The 18,286-nt window shown below is 59.5% G+C and carries 17 protein-coding genes; 1 reads left to right on the top strand and 16 read right to left on the bottom strand.

The features are described 5' to 3' along the window. The 10 genes from ACZ48V_RS02590 to ACZ48V_RS02545 all read right to left on the bottom strand — a co-directional run bounded on the left by ACZ48V_RS02590 (position 1) and on the right by ACZ48V_RS02545 (position 11,844). Complete coding sequence (locus ACZ48V_RS02590; protein ID WP_464541313.1) at positions 1 to 1,038, bottom strand: alpha/beta hydrolase; 1,038 nt, start codon at positions 1,036 to 1,038, stop codon at positions 1 to 3. 51 nt (positions 1,039 to 1,089) lie between these two features. Beyond that, positions 1,090 to 1,935 (bottom strand): type 1 glutamine amidotransferase, encoded by an 846-nt coding sequence (locus ACZ48V_RS02585; protein ID WP_464541311.1) that lies wholly within the window; start codon positions 1,933 to 1,935, stop codon positions 1,090 to 1,092. Beyond that, positions 1,922 to 3,298: a hypothetical protein gene (locus tag ACZ48V_RS02580; RefSeq protein ID WP_464541309.1), complete on the bottom strand. Its 1,377-nt coding sequence runs from the start codon at positions 3,296 to 3,298 to the stop codon at positions 1,922 to 1,924. The genes ACZ48V_RS02585 and ACZ48V_RS02580 overlap by 14 nt, the downstream gene beginning before the upstream one ends. 59 nt (positions 3,299 to 3,357) lie before the next feature. After that, positions 3,358 to 4,317: an ATP-grasp domain-containing protein gene (locus ACZ48V_RS02575; RefSeq protein ID WP_464541307.1), complete on the bottom strand. Its 960-nt coding sequence runs from the start codon at positions 4,315 to 4,317 to the stop codon at positions 3,358 to 3,360. A 470-nt stretch (positions 4,318 to 4,787) separates the two neighbouring features. Beyond that, the gene (locus tag ACZ48V_RS02570; protein WP_464541305.1) at positions 4,788 to 5,495 is read right to left on the bottom strand and encodes an esterase family protein; all 708 of its coding nucleotides are present in this window, start codon (positions 5,493 to 5,495) and stop codon (positions 4,788 to 4,790) included. 288 nt (positions 5,496 to 5,783) lie between these two features. After that, entirely contained in the window at positions 5,784 to 6,770 is a 987-nt protein-coding gene (locus ACZ48V_RS02565; RefSeq protein WP_464541303.1) for a GDP-L-fucose synthase family protein, read from the bottom strand. Between the two features lie 1,724 nt (positions 6,771 to 8,494). Further along, positions 8,495 to 9,427: a DUF58 domain-containing protein gene (locus tag ACZ48V_RS02560; RefSeq protein ID WP_464541301.1), complete on the bottom strand. Its 933-nt coding sequence runs from the start codon at positions 9,425 to 9,427 to the stop codon at positions 8,495 to 8,497. A gap of 75 nt (positions 9,428 to 9,502) precedes the next feature. Continuing rightward, the gene (locus ACZ48V_RS02555) at positions 9,503 to 9,901 is read right to left on the bottom strand and encodes a hypothetical protein (protein ID WP_464541299.1); all 399 of its coding nucleotides are present in this window, start codon (positions 9,899 to 9,901) and stop codon (positions 9,503 to 9,505) included. A 94-nt stretch (positions 9,902 to 9,995) separates the two neighbouring features. Continuing rightward, positions 9,996 to 10,700 carry a hypothetical protein gene (locus ACZ48V_RS02550; RefSeq protein ID WP_464541297.1) on the bottom strand — a complete coding sequence of 235 codons (705 nt, stop codon included), beginning with the start codon at positions 10,698 to 10,700 and terminating at the stop codon, positions 9,996 to 9,998. 451 nt (positions 10,701 to 11,151) lie between these two features. Beyond that, a complete protein-coding gene (locus tag ACZ48V_RS02545) occupies positions 11,152 to 11,844 on the bottom strand; it encodes a CatA-like O-acetyltransferase (protein WP_464541295.1) in 693 nt (230 codons plus the stop codon). 32 nt (positions 11,845 to 11,876) lie between these two features. Here ACZ48V_RS02545 and ACZ48V_RS02540 point away from each other — a divergent pair, with 32 nt between their 5' ends. Continuing rightward, entirely contained in the window at positions 11,877 to 12,044 is a 168-nt protein-coding gene (locus ACZ48V_RS02540) for a hypothetical protein (protein WP_464541293.1), read from the top strand. A gap of 262 nt (positions 12,045 to 12,306) precedes the next feature. Here ACZ48V_RS02540 and ACZ48V_RS02535 read toward each other — a convergent pair whose 3' ends face one another. From ACZ48V_RS02535 to ACZ48V_RS02510, 6 genes are all read right to left on the bottom strand, one after another. Next, positions 12,307 to 13,182 carry a hypothetical protein gene (locus ACZ48V_RS02535; RefSeq protein WP_464541291.1) on the bottom strand — a complete coding sequence of 292 codons (876 nt, stop codon included), beginning with the start codon at positions 13,180 to 13,182 and terminating at the stop codon, positions 12,307 to 12,309. Positions 13,183 to 13,200: 18 nt separating this feature from the next. Further along, positions 13,201 to 13,773, bottom strand: coding sequence for a hypothetical protein (locus ACZ48V_RS02530; protein ID WP_464541290.1), 573 nt, complete (start codon positions 13,771 to 13,773; stop codon positions 13,201 to 13,203). Between the two features lie 139 nt (positions 13,774 to 13,912). Further along, complete coding sequence (locus tag ACZ48V_RS02525) at positions 13,913 to 14,707, bottom strand: PspA/IM30 family protein (protein WP_464541288.1); 795 nt, start codon at positions 14,705 to 14,707, stop codon at positions 13,913 to 13,915. A gap of 260 nt (positions 14,708 to 14,967) precedes the next feature. Beyond that, the gene (locus ACZ48V_RS02520) at positions 14,968 to 16,314 is read right to left on the bottom strand and encodes a thymidine phosphorylase (RefSeq protein ID WP_464541286.1); all 1,347 of its coding nucleotides are present in this window, start codon (positions 16,312 to 16,314) and stop codon (positions 14,968 to 14,970) included. Between the two features lie 125 nt (positions 16,315 to 16,439). Then, positions 16,440 to 16,685 (bottom strand): 50S ribosomal protein L31, encoded by a 246-nt coding sequence (gene rpmE, locus ACZ48V_RS02515; RefSeq protein WP_464541284.1) that lies wholly within the window; start codon positions 16,683 to 16,685, stop codon positions 16,440 to 16,442. 158 nt (positions 16,686 to 16,843) lie between these two features. Beyond that, positions 16,844 to 17,872 carry a hypothetical protein gene (locus ACZ48V_RS02510; protein ID WP_464541282.1) on the bottom strand — a complete coding sequence of 343 codons (1,029 nt, stop codon included), beginning with the start codon at positions 17,870 to 17,872 and terminating at the stop codon, positions 16,844 to 16,846. Positions 17,873 to 18,286 lie beyond the last annotated feature (414 nt).

Raw genomic sequence — 18,286 nt, 5'->3', positions numbered from 1 at the left:
CTATTCCTTAACGGCAGCTTCAGAACCTGTATGCTTCCGGTCGCCAACCGCCTCGCGCAGAAACCGCACGACGAAGCGATCGGTCCAGTGCCAGGTGTGGGCGGCCTCAGGGTGAAACACGGGGTCCGATCGATCGAACCCGATCGGCAGGTCGTTGGCGCGAAAGCGCTTTAGCAGAAAACGGCCGCGGTGCAGGTTGCCTTTGTTGCCATCGCTGGGAGCGCAGGCAATCCAGTAGGTGGTGCGGCGTAGCTTCTGAAGCATCGACGGCGAAGCCGCAGCAAGCATGTCGGTCGGATTCCACCGCTGCATGGCGTCTTGACTGCGCGGCTTCCCGAGTGCCGGATCGAAGATCGAAGCCTTGCCCCAGATGCGATCGGTGCAGGCGGTTGCAGTGCTTTCTGAGGCGCTTTTTGGGGCGCTTTTTGAGGCGTTCTTAGACGTGATGCGTGGATCGCGGTGCCCGGGCCACATGAAGAGGCTGTCGTACATCGCAGCATGTGCAAAGTAGCCAGGGCGCTTCATCGCCAGCAGATGCACGGTGTATCCCCCGAGCGAAAACCCGGCCATCAGACGCGGACTGTCAGCGAGATGCGGGTAGTCGGCATCTACAGACGGTAGCAGTTCCTCATTCAAGTAGGTCCAGAACTGTCCGCTCCCGAGGCCTTGCATCGAACGCTTCCACGTGCCGACCATGTTGATGCCAAGCGAGGGCACATGGTTGTTGGCGCTGTTCAGTCCGGGCATCACGACGATCATCGGTGGCAGCAGTCCTTCCGCGACGCAGGTGTCAATATCCTGGATGGCGGTAGCGTGGCTGCGCGAGTCGTCCTCCTGCATGTTGACCCATTCGCGCTCGTGGCCGCGAAAGGCATAGAGCACGGGCGGCGCCTCTGTATCCGCCAGACCGGGAGATTCATAGACATAGTAAGGTTTGGAGATGCCAAGCGCCCGAGAGCGCAACCGCCGCATGCGGAGGCGTCCGTGCAGGCGGTCTTCGTGCCATGACAGGATGCGAGACGGGGGGACAATAGGCATGGAGGGGGGCGTTCAGGAAGAAGAAGACGTGGCTGCGATGCTGTGCCGGTGCTATGCTACCGCTGCCGGGTATGTAGCCGCTACCGAGCGGCGCAAAAACGTCGGGATGATGGTCTCGTAGGCGGGTGTCAGGTACTGTTTGTCGTCGAGCCGGTCAATGAGGCGCTGGTACCGCGCTTCCGAGAACGCGCTGACAACCTTGCTACGCTGCTTGGGGCGGCGAAAATGGACCAGCATGCCTTCGGGGTCGGCTTCGGGATGAAACTGCAGGCCGACCATCTCGGGCGATAGGCGCACGCCCATGAGGGCCCGTTCGTATGGATACTCGGGGTAGGGCTGCTCGCGGGCCAGCAGTTTAGCCCCCAGTTGGGCCACGCGCTCATGATCCGGCTGTACGACCTGCCACCGCCGGAAGTCCGCCGCGTAGAACGGATCATCCAGTCCGTCAAAGAGGGGCTCGTCGAATCCCCCTGAAAGCCGGTGCACCTCAAAAATCCCGAACGACTGGGCCGGGCGCTCGGTGACCTCCCCGATGCCGAAGTGGCGGCAGAGCAGCTGAAACGAGTGGCAGATAAACAGCGCGTGCTTTTTCGGTGCCGCCGTCATGTTGTGGCGGCAGAGCGCATCCAGCCAGTTAAAATAGGCCGCCTCCCAGGGCTGGTTGAGTCCGTCCCACGGACTGCCCGGCCCGCCGGTAGAGATGTATGCATCGTAGCCCAGCCCTGGTACTTCGGCGTGCTGGCGCACGTCGAAGATGTCGTAGGTCATGGGGGTCGATAGCGCAGGATCGGCGTTGCTCTCCAGGAAGTCGCGGATACAGCGCATGCCCTGGTTGGGCTCGCCATCGTATAGATCGAGCACCGCCACGCGCAGGGGACGTGCATCAGGAGTTTGCATGATACGTATTGCGTAAAATGAACATAGGAAGCGTGCCGCCGCCCGCGGTCACGTTGGCCAGATCCGATCCTGAGATGCGGGTCAGGCAGCCGCCCATCAGCGGCCCGTTAATGTACGGATCAAGATCAATAATCGACGGCACCTTCTCCCAGCCGTTGTCGGTCTGCATGAGGAACGGCTCACGGTGAATGTCGACTGTTTCTTGGATGACATGCCCCGCTTCAACGCCTTCCTCGATAGCGGCGTCCCACTCCGAGGGCGTAGACGCGAAGCCGAGCGTCACGCCCGACCCGCCGTACGCGTCGTTGGGCTTAATCACAAAGTAGCGCTGGTTCTGACGCGCAAAGTCCAGCAGGTCGATCGTCAGCCCGCGAAACTCCGTGGTACGCGGGCGCAGCCGGCGCGTCCATGGAATGTGCTGCTGGATGGCCTGGCGCTGCGGTGCGTCGAGCACCTTGGTGTACTGCTCGTCGGTCAGGAAGGAAAAAATCGCCTTCTTGTGGACAAGCTTGGAGCGGAACGTGTTCAGGTAGCAGGTCTTCTGTGCGCGGTAGCCCTCCACATACGGCTGGCAGTCGTCTCGGATCTCGTAGAACTCGTTCATCAGGAGACGCCGGTACAGGATGTCAATCTTCGTGCCATTCGCGTAGATCCAGCCATCGCGGCAGTCTAATTCACGCGGATCGATTACCACGCAGCCATAACCAAGCCGCTCCAGGTACGTCTTGATCAGATCAAACTCGTGGGTCGTAGGCACGTCCTCCAGCCGGTCTACGATGGCAAACGTCGGCTGCAGCTTGTCGCCATCGAACTCGTCGTGGTAGATGCGCAGGAATGCCTGCACCGAGTGCTGAAGCGGCGACACGAAGCGCACCGGAAACTGCTCGGTGAACGTCTGAAAGATTGGCAAGTCGCGGTATATCTTCGCGAGCTCGTTCACGTAGGCCATTCCGGCCGGACTCTCGCCGTTGAACTCGACGAACTTAAACGAGCGCTCGGTCAGAAACGCGTCGAGGCGAGCGTTGGCCGCCAGGTGGATGACGCGGGTCGGGAGGGCAGCGAGCTCAATCTCCCACGGCTCCATGCCGAGCTCCTCGCGCAGCAGCGTTTCATCGTTGAAGAAGGTCGACGCGATGCGAAGGATAGCTTGACGGATCAGGTAGACCGTGTCTTGTACGTCGGCATACATCGCCTCCGTCAGAAACGTGGGGCGCAGGCTGTTGGCCATGGGCCGCCCTCCAAACAGCGCACGGCGCTCGTGCTGCTGCATGCGAAGCTGCTCCACCTGATTCTCGGCGGCAGTCAGGTCGCGCTCAATGAGTGCGTGGTAGTGGTCGATGGCGGGCTGCAGGTGCTGCCGCATGGGTAGGTGGAGCAACAGGAACGGACAACGAGTGGGAAGGGCGACGCATGAGGCACGCCCTACGATTCAGACACCCCCGGGTAGAGCGCGCCCTGCGTCGAAAACTGCTTGGGTGGACGGTCGTCGAGGGCCTTCTCTACGGCAAACTCGGCCATCGCATCTACCATCCAGGCGAAGTTCTCGGGGCCTACGGAGTGGTAGTCGGCGTCGGGGGCCGGATTCATGAAGTCGATAGCGTACGGCACGCCGTCTCGCACTGCCAGCTCAACGGTGTTCATGTCGTAGCCCAGCGTGCGGCAGATAGCCAGCACGTCGCGCTCCAGCTTTTTGCGAAGCCCCTCTTCGATTGGGTCTGACGATACCGCCGAGTACCGCTCGTGCATGGGTACCGACGGGTTGTACCGCATGATGTGCGCCTTCTTCTGTCCGATTCCGTAGCACCGGAAGTACGACTCAAACTCGATGCCCTCTTGCAGCATCATGCAGTCAACGCCCGACTGGTCGTACGCCGCGTGAAACTCGCCCGGCGTCGTCACGCGCGTTACGTCGCGCCAGCCGCCGCCGTCGAACGGCTTCAGAAACGCCGGAAAGCCGACGTATTCAAAGACATCGTCCCAGTTGATGGGGTGCTCCAGGTTGCGAAAGCTCTTACCTGACGTATTTGGCGGACGCTCTTTGTGAGGCAGAATGACGCTGCGCGGCACGGCTACGCCAACCGACTCGGCGATCACATTGTCGATGAACTTGTCGTCGGCGCTCCACCAGAACGGGTTGTTGATGATGTACGTGCCTTTCAGCGCGGCCCACTTCAGGTACGAGCGATAGAAGGGCACCTCGTGCGAGATGCGGTCGATGATAACGTCGTACTTGGGCGCGACATCCATCCGGACGGCCCCGACCTCTACGAACGACGCTTCCACGTTCTGGTCGCCGTAGTTTTCGTTGATGAACGGAATAAGCGCATCCGGAAAGGTGGTCTCCTCTCCGCGAAGAATGCCGATGTGATGGGTCGTGCTCATAGTGTGGCTAAGATACTCAATTCAAAAGATCGTGCAGTTGGCAAGCGATGTTACAGCCAGCGCTTCAACGCGGTACTGCTGCTAAGGGTAGATTTTCGGGCTGTGTGTGAGTACAGGTCTACCTTCCCTTTGCAATGATTCCCCGGCAATGATTCCCCGGCAATGATTCCCCTGCAATGGTTCCCCACACAGCTCGTTATGGTGAGCGCAGCAGAATCCTCTCTTTGACGTTCAGCAGGCATGATCCTGTGGACATCTCCCCCTTGGCCAAGGAGGAGAAACCCGACACGAGCCCGTAGGGCGACTGATGGAGCGAAGCGGAGTAAGGGAGAGGAGGGTCGAAAAAGAAAAAGTTGCAGCATCCAATCGCCTTATCATTTAGCGTCTACCCACTACCTGTAAGTGTATTTCTGCTGGCCGACTTACCACAGTGCGGCGTGGGGAGTGCGGCGTGAGAGGTCCAACCTACGCTACACGTGGCGCCGCATCTGGTCGTGCCACCACGGCCAGTCATGGCCAAACCCGTTGGCACGTTCGTAGTGGTGCCCGATATCCTTTGTGTGCAATATGTGGCTCATATGATCGTTCGCGCCACGACATGGATCGTGCTCACCCGCGGTCAGGATAATGTGCGTATTCCGAATGGCGTCGAGCGTCCCCCAGTCCTCCAGATTCGGCAGGTAATCAACTGGGTTGCTAAAATACACATTTTCATCATAAAAACCATCCATAAATGACCGGATGTCGAACGCGCCGCTCATCGCGATCAGTTTTCCGAACGACCAAGGCTGCTTCCACACCAGATTGGCCGCATGGTAAGCGCCAAAGCTGGCTCCGGCTGCAATCACAAAGTCGGAGGTTGCCCGGTCGTAGATGAAAGGCAGCACCTCGTGCAGCACATACTGCTCATACTGCTGATGCCGTTTGATGCGCACGTACGGGTCTACGCTCCGGTTGTAGAGGCTCTCTCCGTCGACCGCGTCTACGCAGAAGAGCTGGTTCTGGCCGTGCTGAAGCTGGTGGGCGAGCGCATCGACCATCCCGAAGTCGCGCCACTCGTAAAAGCGCCCCTGGCTTGACGGAAACGCCAGGATAGGCGCACCGGCGTGCCCGTACACCATGATCTCCATGGTTCGCTCCAGACGGGGACTCCACCAATGCACGTAGTCGGTGTACATAAATATTCGATTGTAATGTCAGATATTTTGAGAGCGGGCTCCTTCGCGCGTTCAGGGTTCGGCGTTCCAAAGAATAGCGAAAGATAGGCATCCCGCGCACAAATTTCTATCTCGGGGCCTGATCTGGTGAATACGCCGTTTCTTTTCTACTGCCGTAGCGCAGCCCCGAAACGGATAGGATGAGCAAAGGCCGCTCTCCATGTTTGTGTCTTATTTTGGTGTCTTATTTTGATTTCTTATTTTGGGCTCCGAGCGGCGGCGCTGGCACGTCTCCGGATGGAAAAATAGCTACGCGGCGACCCATTCCTCTTCGTGTTCGCGGTACCAGTCGTATGTTTTCTGGATGCCGTCGTGCAGATCTGTTTCCGCCGACCAGCCCAACGTGTCCATGCGCGTGGTGTCTACCAGCTTACGCGGCGTACCATCGGGCTTCGAGGGGTCGTGCTCGATAGGGCCGTCGTGGCCAACCACGTTCTGAATAGCCGCAGCCAACTCGTTGATTGAGAGGTCTTTTCCTACGCCGACGTTTAGCATGCCCTCGTAGGCCGCCTCGCGCAGGGCGCCTTCCGGCGTTTCCAGCACAAAGCGCACCGCATCCGCCAGGTCGTGGCTATACAGAAACTCGCGCTTGGGCGTGCCGCTGCCCCAGAGGGTTACCGGTGCGTCACTGCCGTCGGGGGCCGCGCCCCTGGCCTCGTGAAACTTACGGATGAGCGCCGGAAGCACATGGCTCGTCTCCAGGTCGAAGTTGTCGTTGGGCCCGTAGAGATTGGTCGGCATCAGCGTGACCATGTCGCTGTCGTGCTGCCGGTGAAAGGCCTGGCATAGCTTGTGTCCGGCGATCTTGGCGATGGCATACCACTGATTCGTCGGCTCGAGCGGCCCCGTCAGCAGGCTGTCTTCGGGCATCGGCTGGGGGGCGTGCTTGGGGTAGATGCAGGTGGATCCGAGGAATACGAGCCGCTCCACGCCCTGCTGCTGCGCCGCCCGAATCACGTTCGCCTCAATGGCGAGGTTGTCGTAGAGGAAGTCGGCGGGGTACTGGTCGTTGGCGAGGATACCACCCACGCGCGCCGCCGCCACGACGACGAAGTCGGGCGCATGTGTCTCAAAGAACGCGTTCGTATCCGCCTGATTGCGCAGGTCGAGTTCGCTGCTGGTGCGCCCGATCAGGTTGGTGTATCCAGCAGATTCGAGGGCCTCCCAGATGGCACTGCCGACCATGCCACGGTGTCCGGCAATGTAGATGGAGGCGTTGGGATCGGTGAGGTGCATGATACAAAGGCGGGTTGGTGATAATGGATGCGCGCAGAGACGGCGTGCCTACGAATGGACCGGGGGCGGTGTTGCGCTGGGGCTCTTGAACGGGATGGCGTGGTGGCGGGTGCCTCGGAGCATGAAACGCCACGCTGCGGAGTCCCCTCCTGCCGGCGCAGCCGGAAAGGAGGGGGGCCCGAAGGGCGGGGTGGTCCTGAGTCGGGCAGAGATCCCAGGTCTTCGCTCCGCTTCGCCCGGGATGACTTGTGGTGAGGGGAAGTAAGGTGAGCGGGCGGAGAAGCCGGGCGCCGAACCATCCCCTGCTTGGTGGACAGGGGCCCTGCGCGTACAAGGTCGTGTTGGGCCCGCATGCCTTTGTGAGGCAGCCTACCCCGAACAGCGACGCATGAGATTGCGTCGCCCTTCGTCCTCGCAATGACACGGTGGGGGCGGTTCTCTCAGGGTTGTCATCGCAAGGAGGGAGCTTGCGACCGACGTCGCGATCTTTACGTTTCGTCAAAGCAGCCCCCTACGCTATGCCTGCAGGTGTATGCCAGGCGTGTACGGGGCGTTGAGATCCTTCCGCCTGCGGCGTCAGGATGACGTGTAGCGGGGGAAGCGTTGCCTCGGAGCATGAAACGCCACGCTGCGGAGTCCCCTCCTGCCGGCGCAGCCAGAAAGGAGGGGGGTCCGAAGGGCGGGGTGGTCCTGAGTCGGGCAGAGATCCCGGGTCTTCGCTCCGCTTTGCCCGGGATGACTTGTGGTGGGGGGAAGTAAGATGAGCGGGCGGAGAAGCCGGGCGCCGAGCCATCCCCTGCTTGGTGGACAGGGGCCTGCGCGTGCAAGGTCGTGTTGGGCCCGCATGCCTTTGTGAGGCAGCCCGGTCCGAACAGGGCCGCATGAGATTGCGTCGTCCTTCGTCCTCGCAATGACACGGTGGGGACGGTTCTCTCAGGGTTGTCATCGCAAGGAGGGAGCTTGCGACCGACGTCGCGATCTTTACGTTTCGTCAAAGCAGCCCCCTACGCTATGCCTGCAGGTGTATGCCAGGCGTGTACGGGGCGTTGAGATCCTTCCGCCTGCGGCGTCAGGATGACGTGTAGCGGGGGAAGCGTTGCCTCGGAGCATGAAACGCCACGCTGCGGAGTCCCCTCCTACCGGCGCAGCCGGAAAGGAGGGGTGCCCGAAGGGCGGGGTGGTCCTGAGTCGGGCAGAGATCCCGGGTCTTCGCTCCGCTTTGCCCGGGATGACTTGTGGTGGGGGGAAGTAAGAGCCTGATTCCACTCCAAAACCACTTGACAATTACCACAGCATCTGTTTTGATTTCTTAATTTGGGCACGCCAAGAGCACGTCCTCCCTGCGGTCCTAAGTAAGTCAGCAAGGTAGCGGTTCAATGGTAAGTGATTGTCATAGGGCCGAGATCGTCGGAGCCAGACATCCCCCTTAATCCCCCTTCGGCGAAGGGGGAGATGAACGGAAGGTATCGCCTCTAATCGCTCCCCTGGAGAGGGGAGCGGTCGCGCCAGCGACTGAGGGGGGGGACCGGGTGGACCGCCTTGCTTTCTCATCGCATGGTACGCCGGGGACATGAGTGATCCCGAAAGTTTTCGGAGCAGGTTTGGCGTTACACGGCTATGGCTCCGCTTCGCCCGGGATGACTTGTGGTGGGGGGAGGGGCCGTGTTTAGCGATGGGTTTGCTTACATCGCGCGGTTCCACAGCCCGGAATCAGGAGCACAGCGCTACAATATCCGCTGTCGCTTATTGAGATACGCCAACAGCGCCTCGCGGTAGGAGGTCTGCGTGTCGAGCGTGGCGAAGTCGATGTTATGCTCCAGGCAGGCGCGACGGAAGCGCTCCATGAAGTGCGCGGCGGCCTCCGTGTAGTGCTCGCGCAGTTGCGCCGGATGCACCATCTGTTCGTTGCCTGTTTCCACGTCGCGGAAGACCATGGGGCGATCTGGAAACTGAAACTGGCGCTCGGTAGCGCCCTCCAGCACGTGAAAGACGATCACTTCGTGTCCCCGGTGCCGCAGCCGCCGCAGCGCCTGCAGCAGGTCGTCGTGCGCGCCTACGTTCTCAAACAGATCGGTGATAACCACCACCAGCGACCGCCGTCCGATGCGCTCGGCCACCTCGTTGAGCGCGCTGGCGGCATTGGTCTGGGTGCCCGCCGCATCGCGACGGGTGAGGGCGTCGAGCGTTTTGAGGAGCGTGCGCCGGTGGTTCGGCGCCGCGCTGGGCGGACGCACCGTATGCACGGTTTCGTCGAACGCCATGAGTCCAGTGGCGTCGCGCTGCTGCAGCATAAGATGATGCAGCCCGGCGGCCAGGTACGCGCCGTACTCCAGCTTGCTAAGCTCGGCCTGCCCCTTGTAATGCATGGAAGCGGAGGTGTCGAGCACTACGTAGTGGCGCAGGTTCGTCTCCTCCTCGTACTGCTTAATGTAGTAGCGGTCGGTCTTGGCATAGACCTTCCAATCCACATGGCGCAACTCGTCGCCGGGGTGATACGGACGGTGCTCGGCAAACTCGACCGAAAAGCCGTGATACGGACTGCGATGCAGCCCGGTCATGAACCCCTCCACAATGAACCGCGCACGCAGCTCCATGGTGCCCAACTGCGAAACGGCCACCGGATCCAGAAAGCGAAGGGCATCGGACGACGTAGCCATACTCAAACCGTTGTGTGGATAGAACCGGACGGAGTAGCTTCGTACCCGGTGGCTTGTGTGCGGGTTCAAAAGCGATCACGCTTCAAGCACCGTCACGGCCTCTCGCAGATCGGTTGCGGTAAAGGGATGCTGCAGCGCGGCCTCGGCCCAGGAGGGGACGCCGGATTTAGCTCTTAAAACAAGTGTTCGCGTTGCGTGCATAGACCGTAGGGCCTCTCCCAACACATCTGCTTCTGACTTGGGGAGCGTGCCTACAATCGCGATGTTGCGCTGTGGCATTTTCCGGAGCCACCGGAGCGCACTGCGGACCCCTGTGACTTCGTTCACGCGCCAGTGCTCGGTAAGACAGGCCCGCACGAATCCACGGAGCTCGTCGTTCTGGTCAATGAGCAGGATATGTGTCGACGAGGATGTTGCGCGCGAGCGATCGTGCGTGTTGGGTTCGTGGGCAATTTTGTTAGCGGAATAATGCATGGGACTGAAAACGGTGGGTGGGGATGTGAAGCACGCACGGGTGGGGACATGCGCGTGTCGTCTGAAACGGGTCGCGACAACTATAGGCCAGGGGTTACAGCCCACGCAACTTGTAGGCGCCATACGCAACGCCGATTATGACCAGATAGAGGAGAGCACCGTCAACGGGGACGACAGGTGTATCATCATCACAGTCTGCATCGTCATCCGGATTTGTGCATACTACGTTTCCATTATCATCAATTTCTTCGTCGTCTCCAATTGGGTCACTGTCACCACCACCACTAGATCTGCAAGCAGCCGTTGGATTGCCACCACTTTGACAAGTTTCAGTTCCTGTACAGCAGATTCCTGAATCGCAATCAGAGTTTCTTGAACAGTCCTCGTCATCTTCTGCCATGGTCGTCGGCCCATCCCCCACCCGGTCTGCCGAGCCGCCACTGCTGCCACTATTCTCATCATCAAAGTCGTAGAAGTCGCTTGACCAGTCGGAGCCGCCGGAACGATCGGACGAGGTGTCCCACGGATCATCGTAGCTGGTGTCCCACGGGTTGTAGCCCCAAGAGTTGTCGTCTGCCTCGTCGTTGGCCCACGGATTGCTGTAGGTAGGGTTTTCACCGGGTGCGCCCCAAGGGGTCGTTTCTTCCTGCTCTTCTTCGGGAGCCGGGTCAAAAGGGCTGGTCCAGGCGCTCTGGGCCAGGGCCATCTGCGGCATCGCCAGGAGTACGCCAGCAAGCAGGAGTACAAGGCGGAAGGTCCGTGCGCTTTGCGGGAACGTCGGGTTCATGTCAGTTTGCATAGGGTACAGGGGAAGCAGGCGGAGAAGAGCGAGCCGTGTATAGAGAGAGAATGGGTTATATTTACTCAATCATATGTAACAACGCTATACCGCCTGTATAGATTCGCCGTCTTCTTCGTAACTGATACGCCACAGTGCTATTTTCATCAAAACATGACACATATGCAGGCGGAAAGACGTGTGGCTCGTGGTGTATTTATCGAATAGCCCCAGCTCAGTTTCACAGAATAGCTGACATACGCCGCTGATCGGAGACAAAAAGCGCTGCTCAATATGGGCATCTCCGATGGGACAGGCAAGAGCCAACAAAGAACCGTTCGGTTTACGAATCGCGTGCTACTGCTCTGTCATCGGTCAATCGTTGAATTGCAGCGTACCCTTCTTAACGCTGTCGCCTAACAGGGCGCGCCGTACACGGGGACTGGTGGGTATGGCACGCAGCTTTACATTGCTATTCTGCAAGCGCACCGGCAGGATTGCTGCAGTACGTGCTCAGCGCCTCGACGTAACGCCCCACGTGCAGCCCGTCCATCAGTCCGTGGTGGGCCGTTACGGAGACGGGCATGACGAGGCGCTTGCCATCAGACCGGTACTGCCCGAATACGATCTTGGGGATAGCGTCTGAGGGGGCCCCACTGCGCGGGTTATGGATGCTCGTGAAGTGCAGCCACGGCAAGACCGAATAGTGGATCAGATCGTCGCGGTCGCTCTGGGGGGCGAGTCCGGTCGAAGCACGTGCGTCTTCAATAACAGATCGTCCGGCGCGCTGGAAATCGGCAAAGGTGGGGGCGTTGTCGAAGTAGGCGAAGGCAAAGGTATCGTCGTCGCGGAGCACGGTGGCGCCGGCCTGCACGGTGTCGTGCACCCAAACGCGGTCGGCGCGCAGCCGGTACCGAAACGGCTCAACGGCATGCACCGCTCGCTGCGAGAGGTAGAGCGTGGCCAGAAAAAAGGACGCCCCGTGCCGGTCGGTCCAGGCTTTGAGGGGGGCCACATCAACCTGCACATCGACCGTAAACATGGGCATGTCGAAGGCCCGGTAGAAGTCGAAGTGCGCCTGGCGCGGCCAGGCAGAGAGGTCAAGATAGGCCATTGAGGTAGACGAGGGGGGATGGGGGTGGGTAAGGGGGGAAATCGCGAGCATACGGCCAATCTGGAGGCACAGGCTACTCGGACGTGGCGCGCATTCAGATGGCGCGCATTCAGATGGCGCGCATTCAGATGGCGCGCATTCAGATGGCGCGCATTCAGGAAGCCGCCTCACCTTACCTGCTCACCCTGTCATTGGAGGCGGTGGCAACGCAATCTCACGCGTTGCTGTTCGGGGCAAGCACGTACCTATAGATGTTAAGTGGATCCACAAAAGGGTAGCGGTTCAATGTTAAATGATTGTCTGTGGTTTACATCATCGCAATCTGCTCAAACCCCCTCTGTCTGCCGACATCTCCCCCTTGGCCAAGGGGGAGAAACCCGACACGAGCCCGCAGGGCGACTGATGGAGCAAAGCGAAATAAGGGAGAGGGGGTTCGAAGAAGAGAGAGCTGCTGCATTCAATTGCTTTATCATTTAGCGTCTATCCACTACCGAACCACGTGCTGTTGAATCGCTACGCGCCAGTCTGCGTACGCGACGAGCGGGTGCCCGAGGCATCAGAGGAGCGCGACACGTCCTCATCCATCCAGGCGTCGATGTCATCGTCGAGCATTTCTTTCGAGTCGCTGAACACGTCTTCGATCTCCCGCACATGCTCCTGCGCCTGCTCCACTTCGTTGAAGAGCGCATCCAGCTGGTGGGTAATCTCGCTCGGATTTTGGAGCGTCCACGACTGCTCGTGGATATACTTCGTAACATCTTCGACGGTCTGCAGCTGCGCCTCGATCACCTCCAGATTTTCTCGTGCCTGCTGGAAGCGCGCAAGGCGGCGTTTCAGCACTTTGAGGCGGCGTTCCTTCACAGAGCGAACCCGGTCGGGCAGGTCGTCGAGTTTGTCTTTGAGCGTATCGATAGACGTGCGGATGCTATTTTCGGTGGCGCTGTCGAGGGTTTCGTGGTAGCGGTCGCGCTGGTAGAGCAGGTCGAGATACGAATCCAGAATGTTGTCGAGCTTCCGCATGGTGCGCTGTACCAGCTTCTGCGAGGCACTGTTGAGGCTCGCGTAGTTCGACTCGATCTCGGAGCAGAGCTTACGCAGCCGGGCGTACCGGCGCTGCTGCCGGCGCGTCAGGTTTTTGTATTTCTCTTCTTTCGTGGGCGGCTTCATCTTCTCGGCCCGGTGGTTGGCCCGCACCACACGCTGAAAGCGCTCGTTACGCGGAAACGCGCCCAGAATGATGAGCTCTGCGGCCAGCACGAACCCGACCAGCAGCCAGGCAGACAGGCCCGTAGCTATTCCTACTCCAACGGCAATGCTCAACCCCACCGTAAGAAAGATCAGATTCCACGGGTGCAGGAAGGCGGCTTGCGTGTAGTTGGGTTCGTCCATGGGGTACGGGGGCAGCAATCAAGAACGGGGGATGCGCCCGATGGTCTTGTCGGGAAGCGAATCGGCCGGCGTATCGTCTTCGGCGTCTTTTTTGGACGCTGGGTTGCCTGTTCGCGTTTCGGGGGATGCGGCGTCGTTTTGCGATGGAGGCGGGGCGTTCGCATCCAACTGCGCACGCATCTCATCGACCAGCTTCTCAGCCTGCAGGATGCGCCAGTCTACATCCGGGTCGGACGCAGACGCATCCGATTCGGCGGCTCGGTCAGCGGCTTCATCCTGGCGCGTGTCATCTTGCCGTGTGGTACGGTGCGCAGACACCGAGGCATCCCGACTGGCATCGGACGGCTGCGTGAGGGTGTCGCGAATCAAGTCCAGGCGTGCGCGGATGCGGGCGGTATCCCACTGCAGCTCGTGGAGGGCGTCGCGGTGCGCATCGAACAGCTGCTTTATGCGATCGGTCATGCGGTCTACCGTACCCTGCGCCCCGGCGCGCTGCTCGGCCAGAGCCTGCTTCAGCGCCTTTAGCGTGCGCCGGGCACGTAGGCGCTGCTTTTCCGCTTCCTTAATGCGCTGAAACTCATCGTCGGTCATAGAACGAACGGGTAGACAGTGTAAGCGGTAACGTTTGGTAGCCGTAGCCTGCCTCTTCCCAACAGATGCCACCTTCATCTCTGAGAGCCTTTACCTCTGAAAAAGCCCCCTACACCGGAGCGCGTCTCTTCCGGTGCAGCTACTCCGACTGCGTGCGCTGTTTCTTTCCGATGGTCTTCTGCGGCGCCTCTTCCTCGACCTCGTCGGGCAGGTCGATTGTCTCTTCCGACGTAGTTTCGGTGTCGCGCGCCGAAGAGCTTCCGCCGTCCATCTCCATCTTGAACTGGTTGACCAGCTCGGCGGCCCGGATTTCCTCGGCGTCTTCTTCGATCTGAAGCGCTTCGGAGTCGACCGAATCGAGCGCCAGCTCCATGCGAGCCTCGTTCTGGGCAGTTTCGCGGTTAAGCTTACGCACCATCTCATCGTGCGTCTGGTCGAGTCCCGTCACCTCAAACTGCTCCAGCGTATCGGCGATCTCGGACTGCCACTTGGCCTGTTCGTGGGCGCGCAGCGCGTCTTGTGCTTCCTGAATTTTCTTCTCCTTCTCGCGCATAAACGCTTTTTTGACCTTCAGCGCCTTTTCGTAGGCCTTTTCGGCATGCTGAAGCTGCTGATTCGTACGCTCCAGGCTCTCCTTCTCTTTTTCGAGGCGCATCGCATACTTCCGCGCGATGTCTTCCCGATCAGACTGAATGGCGCTTTTGATGCGTGCGGTAAGCTGGTCGATCTGGTCTTCCGACTTCTCCGCTTCCTTGCGAAGCATGATCATGTTCGCCTTGACTGTGGCGATGTTTTCGTTCATCTCGGGGACCTGGTCGTTCAGCTCCCGGATGTTCTGCTCCAGAATCATGCGCGGGTTTTCCATCGCGGAAACGGCCCCGCCGAAAAGGGATCGAAGCGCGCGCTTAAAACGCGCCCATATTGAGAGTATCATAGGTAACGCAGCCGGTTAGGATGTAACGTACGCGATCGCAGGACAGGGTAAAAGCGGCTGGGGTCGTATGCAAACCGTATACAGACCGCATACAAAGAGCCGTAAACGGGCCGGGCACGAGAGCCCTCGCAGCCTTTACCTCGTGGTTTTTGTTCGATTCATGCATGCAGTATACGTATGGATGACGCTACATGCATTCTTACTTACTATTGACCTGCATAAATTGTTACGCAGTGAAGCGCGCGGACCGGACATCCGGGCTACGCATTCTCCCAGCCAGACGCCGTGTAGCGGTTCCAGACTGCCGAGCGTTGTTCGGGAGGCGTGTCGCCTGCAGTGTATGCCTGGCGTACCGACGCTGAAAAGGCTTCTACCTGATCGGTGTGCGCCGTATGCAGGTGCGCGAGCACATCGCCCGGCTCCACCGCATCGCCCACATGCTTGTTGAGGGTCAGCCCCGCGGTCGGATCTACATCGTCTTCTTTGGTGCGTCGCCCGGCGCCCAGGTCCACCGCCAGATGTCCCAGCGCCAGCGCGTCGATCTCCGTCACGTACCCCTGCATGCCGTCGGGCGCTGTTACCGTTGCCACCGGAGCGGCCCCCAGACGTGTAGACGGGTCGTCGATGACGCCCGTATCGCCGTCCTGGGCGGCAACGAGCGTACGCAAGCAGTCGAGCGCATCGCCCGAGGCCACGGCCGCACGGGCCTGCTCGCGGCCTGCTTTGGGCGTATCGGCCACACCGCCCAGCGCAAGCATCTCGCCGGCAAGCGCGTAGGTCACCTCCATCAGCGCTGTATCGTCGTGCTCGCCACGCAGACAGGCGATGCTCTCCGCCACCTCCGGCCAGTTGCCGATGGTCCGCCCCAACGGAACGTTCATGTCCGTGAGCAGCGCTACCGTGGGAGTATCATGATCCTCGCCAATCGCGACCAGTGTTTCAGCAAGAGTGCGAGCGTCTTCCTCCGTCTTCATGAACGCCCCGCGTCCGCACTTCACGTCGAGCACCAGCGCGTCGATTCCCTCGGCCAGCTTCTTGCTCATAATGGAGGCCGCAATGAGCGGAATGGACTCTACCGTGCCGGTTACGTCGCGCAGGGCGTAGAGCTTGCGGTCGGCCGGTGCCATCTCCTCGGTCTGCCCGATCAGCACAATACCGATGTCTTCGAGCTGCTGCTTGTAGGCTTGCATCGACAGGTCGGTGCGAAAACCGGGAATGGACTCCAGCTTGTCGAGTGTGCCGCCGGTGTGACCGAGGCCGCGCCCCGACACCATGGGCACCGGAACGCCCTGCGAGGCCACAATCGGCGCCAGGATAAGCGACACCTTGTCGCCCACGCCGCCGGTCGAGTGCTTGTCGACTTTAACGCCGGGCGTATCGCTCAGGTCGAGGACCGTGCCGGAATGCAGCATCGCATCGGTCAGTGCGGCCGCCTCTACGTCGTTGAGCCCCTGCAGAAACGACGCCATCAGAAAGGCGCTCATTTGATAGTCCGGCACATCCTCGCGTGTGTATGCCGCCACAAGGCGTGCGATGTCGTCGGGGTCTACGGCGTGGCCATCACGCTTCCGGGTAATGATCGATACGGGGTTCAGCGGGGTCGACATACGGTATAACAGGTGGGTGATGGGGAAACAGAAGCAAAATCACGGAGCACAAACGGAGCACAAATAGAAAAGGGGCGCCCTGCAGTACAGGTCGCCCCTTCCGATATCGGGTAGCCCCAGATACGTTACGCCTCTTCTTCGTCGGCGTCCTCGGTGTCGGTATCTTTGTTAAGGCCGTAGCGACGGTTAAACTTCTCAACGCGTCCGGCGGTATCTACAAACTGACGGCGCCCCGTGTAGAACGGGTGGTTGGTCGAGTCGACATCCGACTCGTACGTTTCAGCGTCGAGCGTAGAACGCGTCTCGATGGTTGTGCCGTCTGATAGTTTGACGGTCAGCGACGTGTACTCGGGGTGCAGATCTTTTTTCATGGGTTTGAAACAGGCCCTTTAGCAATATCGGGGTGCGGCTACAGTGTTCAGATCAATGCACACGGTCTGTGCTACGTGAAAGTTTCGGGGCATAGAGCGTTTCCGCGCGAAGAGTGCGCTAAGGCCTCTGAAGAAGCGGTTGGAAAGCATGAATATCATCATGGCAACGCATATGGTAGATTGCTGACAGTATATACTGTCTCTTCAGTCTCACCTGTCATGAGTTGCACAATGTATTTTTCCGTGAGACTAACGATCTGACGTTCAAAGGTGTGTACACCTTGTTTTGCGCCGCCATGGTCATATACCTGTACACGCCATACTCCGTCAGGGCCCGTTCCACGCCGCGAAGCAACCACCACATGATCATCCGTGACGTGCAGGTGCTCAACGAACTCGATGTCGCTCTCTACCAGCGGCAATAAGTCTTCAGGGGCAAGTGATGCGACCTCATCGGCTGTTGGAAGTGCAAGGTTAACACCAAACGAAGAAAAGCGCTCAGTTTCGCGGTCATATCGAACAATCTTCGAAGATAACGGGAGCGCAAAATATACCGATGTCCCATGCGTTTCCACGGGCGTTCGCACACTGAGCGGAACAGGAAGCAAAACCGGATCAAGATCAGCCAGTGTGAACGACGCCTCTACCACAACGGTCCCCTCTGCAGGTCCATCCTCTACCGTCTGTTCGCGCTCAACACGAAAGAAAAGCGGGGTATCGGACTCGGTCTGCGATGTGTACTGCCCCCGCGTAAGAAACAGGTTCGACTCGGTGCTGGCAAGCCCCGTGGCACGCCGTAGGTCTGACGATTGTATCTGGCCGAGACAGGCGCCCGATGCCGCATCGTATGCCAAAAGCCGCTGCTGGCCACGATCAAGCCCAAAAAGCAGTGCCTCATAACGGTCGGTTGCCAGAATCGACTGGTGTTCGCAGGGACCCTGGCCTTGCTCGCCAAGATCGGTTGCATACGCACCATCGACAAAAAGCGCAAGACGCCCTGTGCCGTCAGCAATGACCAGCGAGTCCTCACCTATGGGCTCCACAAAATGAACGGCATCAAGGGGGACCTCCGCATCTTGAATAGGCACCTGCTGGGGGGCTCCCATTTCGATTGATTGTGCATACACGCTAAAGACCGAGGAGCCCAGCAGAAAAAGAACGATCAGTATGAAGTTTGATGCACGCATAGTCGCTATATGGCTTTTATAAAAATACTATGACAGTAGTATTTTAGATACGGACGTCACGTAATGCAACTCGTGCCGCGTCGTAAAAGTCTTGCGTTTCCAACGCATATCCCCGATCAACAAGCGCTTCCTCGGGAGGAGGTACACACCCACAAACGAAGGCAGCAGTTAGACCAATCGTTAAAACATAAACTATCAACCGCATGTCAACCATACTCAACGTCTCAAAAACTCGAATACTACTTTGGTAGTAATAGGTTAAAGTATTGCAGACTGACATGCAAGCACCCCCATTCGCTTCCTGCCGCAACGCTGTACCCGTTGCTTCGTACACGGGTTGACGGCATGTCGTGCAGCCCGTATATTGTACGTCCATGTCCGCCTTCGCTCCTTCTGTTTGCCGTCCCTGCCTAC

It is taken from the genome of Longimonas haloalkaliphila, assembly GCF_055379825.1.
The sequence above is the reverse complement of the archived record's forward strand: the minus strand, read 5'-3'. Positions and strand labels throughout refer to the sequence as shown.

Bases quoted from the DNA above. Each gene is read 5' to 3' on its own strand.
- ACZ48V_RS02555 (WP_464541299.1), bottom strand. From the start codon at position 9,901: ATGCATTATTCCGCTAACAAAATTGCCCACGAACCCAACACGCACGAT.
- rpmE (WP_464541284.1), bottom strand. From the start codon at position 16,685: ATGAAAAAAGATCTGCACCCCGAGTACACGTCGCTGACCGTCAAACTA.
- ACZ48V_RS02565 (WP_464541303.1), bottom strand. From the start codon at position 6,770: ATGCACCTCACCGATCCCAACGCCTCCATCTACATTGCCGGACACCGT.
- ACZ48V_RS02550 (WP_464541297.1), bottom strand. From the start codon at position 10,700: ATGCAAACTGACATGAACCCGACGTTCCCGCAAAGCGCACGGACCTTC.
- ACZ48V_RS02545 (WP_464541295.1), bottom strand. From the start codon at position 11,844: ATGCTCGCGATTTCCCCCCTTACCCACCCCCATCCCCCCTCGTCTACC.
- ACZ48V_RS02580 (WP_464541309.1), bottom strand. From the start codon at position 3,298: ATGCGGCAGCACCTGCAGCCCGCCATCGACCACTACCACGCACTCATT.
- ACZ48V_RS02520 (WP_464541286.1), bottom strand. From the start codon at position 16,314: ATGTCGACCCCGCTGAACCCCGTATCGATCATTACCCGGAAGCGTGAT.
- ACZ48V_RS02575 (WP_464541307.1), bottom strand. From the start codon at position 4,317: ATGAGCACGACCCATCACATCGGCATTCTTCGCGGAGAGGAGACCACC.
- ACZ48V_RS02535 (WP_464541291.1), bottom strand. From the start codon at position 13,182: ATGGACGAACCCAACTACACGCAAGCCGCCTTCCTGCACCCGTGGAAT.
- ACZ48V_RS02590 (WP_464541313.1), bottom strand. From the start codon at position 1,038: ATGCCTATTGTCCCCCCGTCTCGCATCCTGTCATGGCACGAAGACCGC.
- ACZ48V_RS02510 (WP_464541282.1), bottom strand. From the start codon at position 17,872: ATGCGTGCATCAAACTTCATACTGATCGTTCTTTTTCTGCTGGGCTCC.
- ACZ48V_RS02570 (WP_464541305.1), bottom strand. From the start codon at position 5,495: ATGTACACCGACTACGTGCATTGGTGGAGTCCCCGTCTGGAGCGAACC.
- ACZ48V_RS02585 (WP_464541311.1), bottom strand. From the start codon at position 1,935: ATGCAAACTCCTGATGCACGTCCCCTGCGCGTGGCGGTGCTCGATCTA.
- ACZ48V_RS02525 (WP_464541288.1), bottom strand. From the start codon at position 14,707: ATGATACTCTCAATATGGGCGCGTTTTAAGCGCGCGCTTCGATCCCTT.
- ACZ48V_RS02530 (WP_464541290.1), bottom strand. From the start codon at position 13,773: ATGACCGACGATGAGTTTCAGCGCATTAAGGAAGCGGAAAAGCAGCGC.
- ACZ48V_RS02560 (WP_464541301.1), bottom strand. From the start codon at position 9,427: ATGGCTACGTCGTCCGATGCCCTTCGCTTTCTGGATCCGGTGGCCGTT.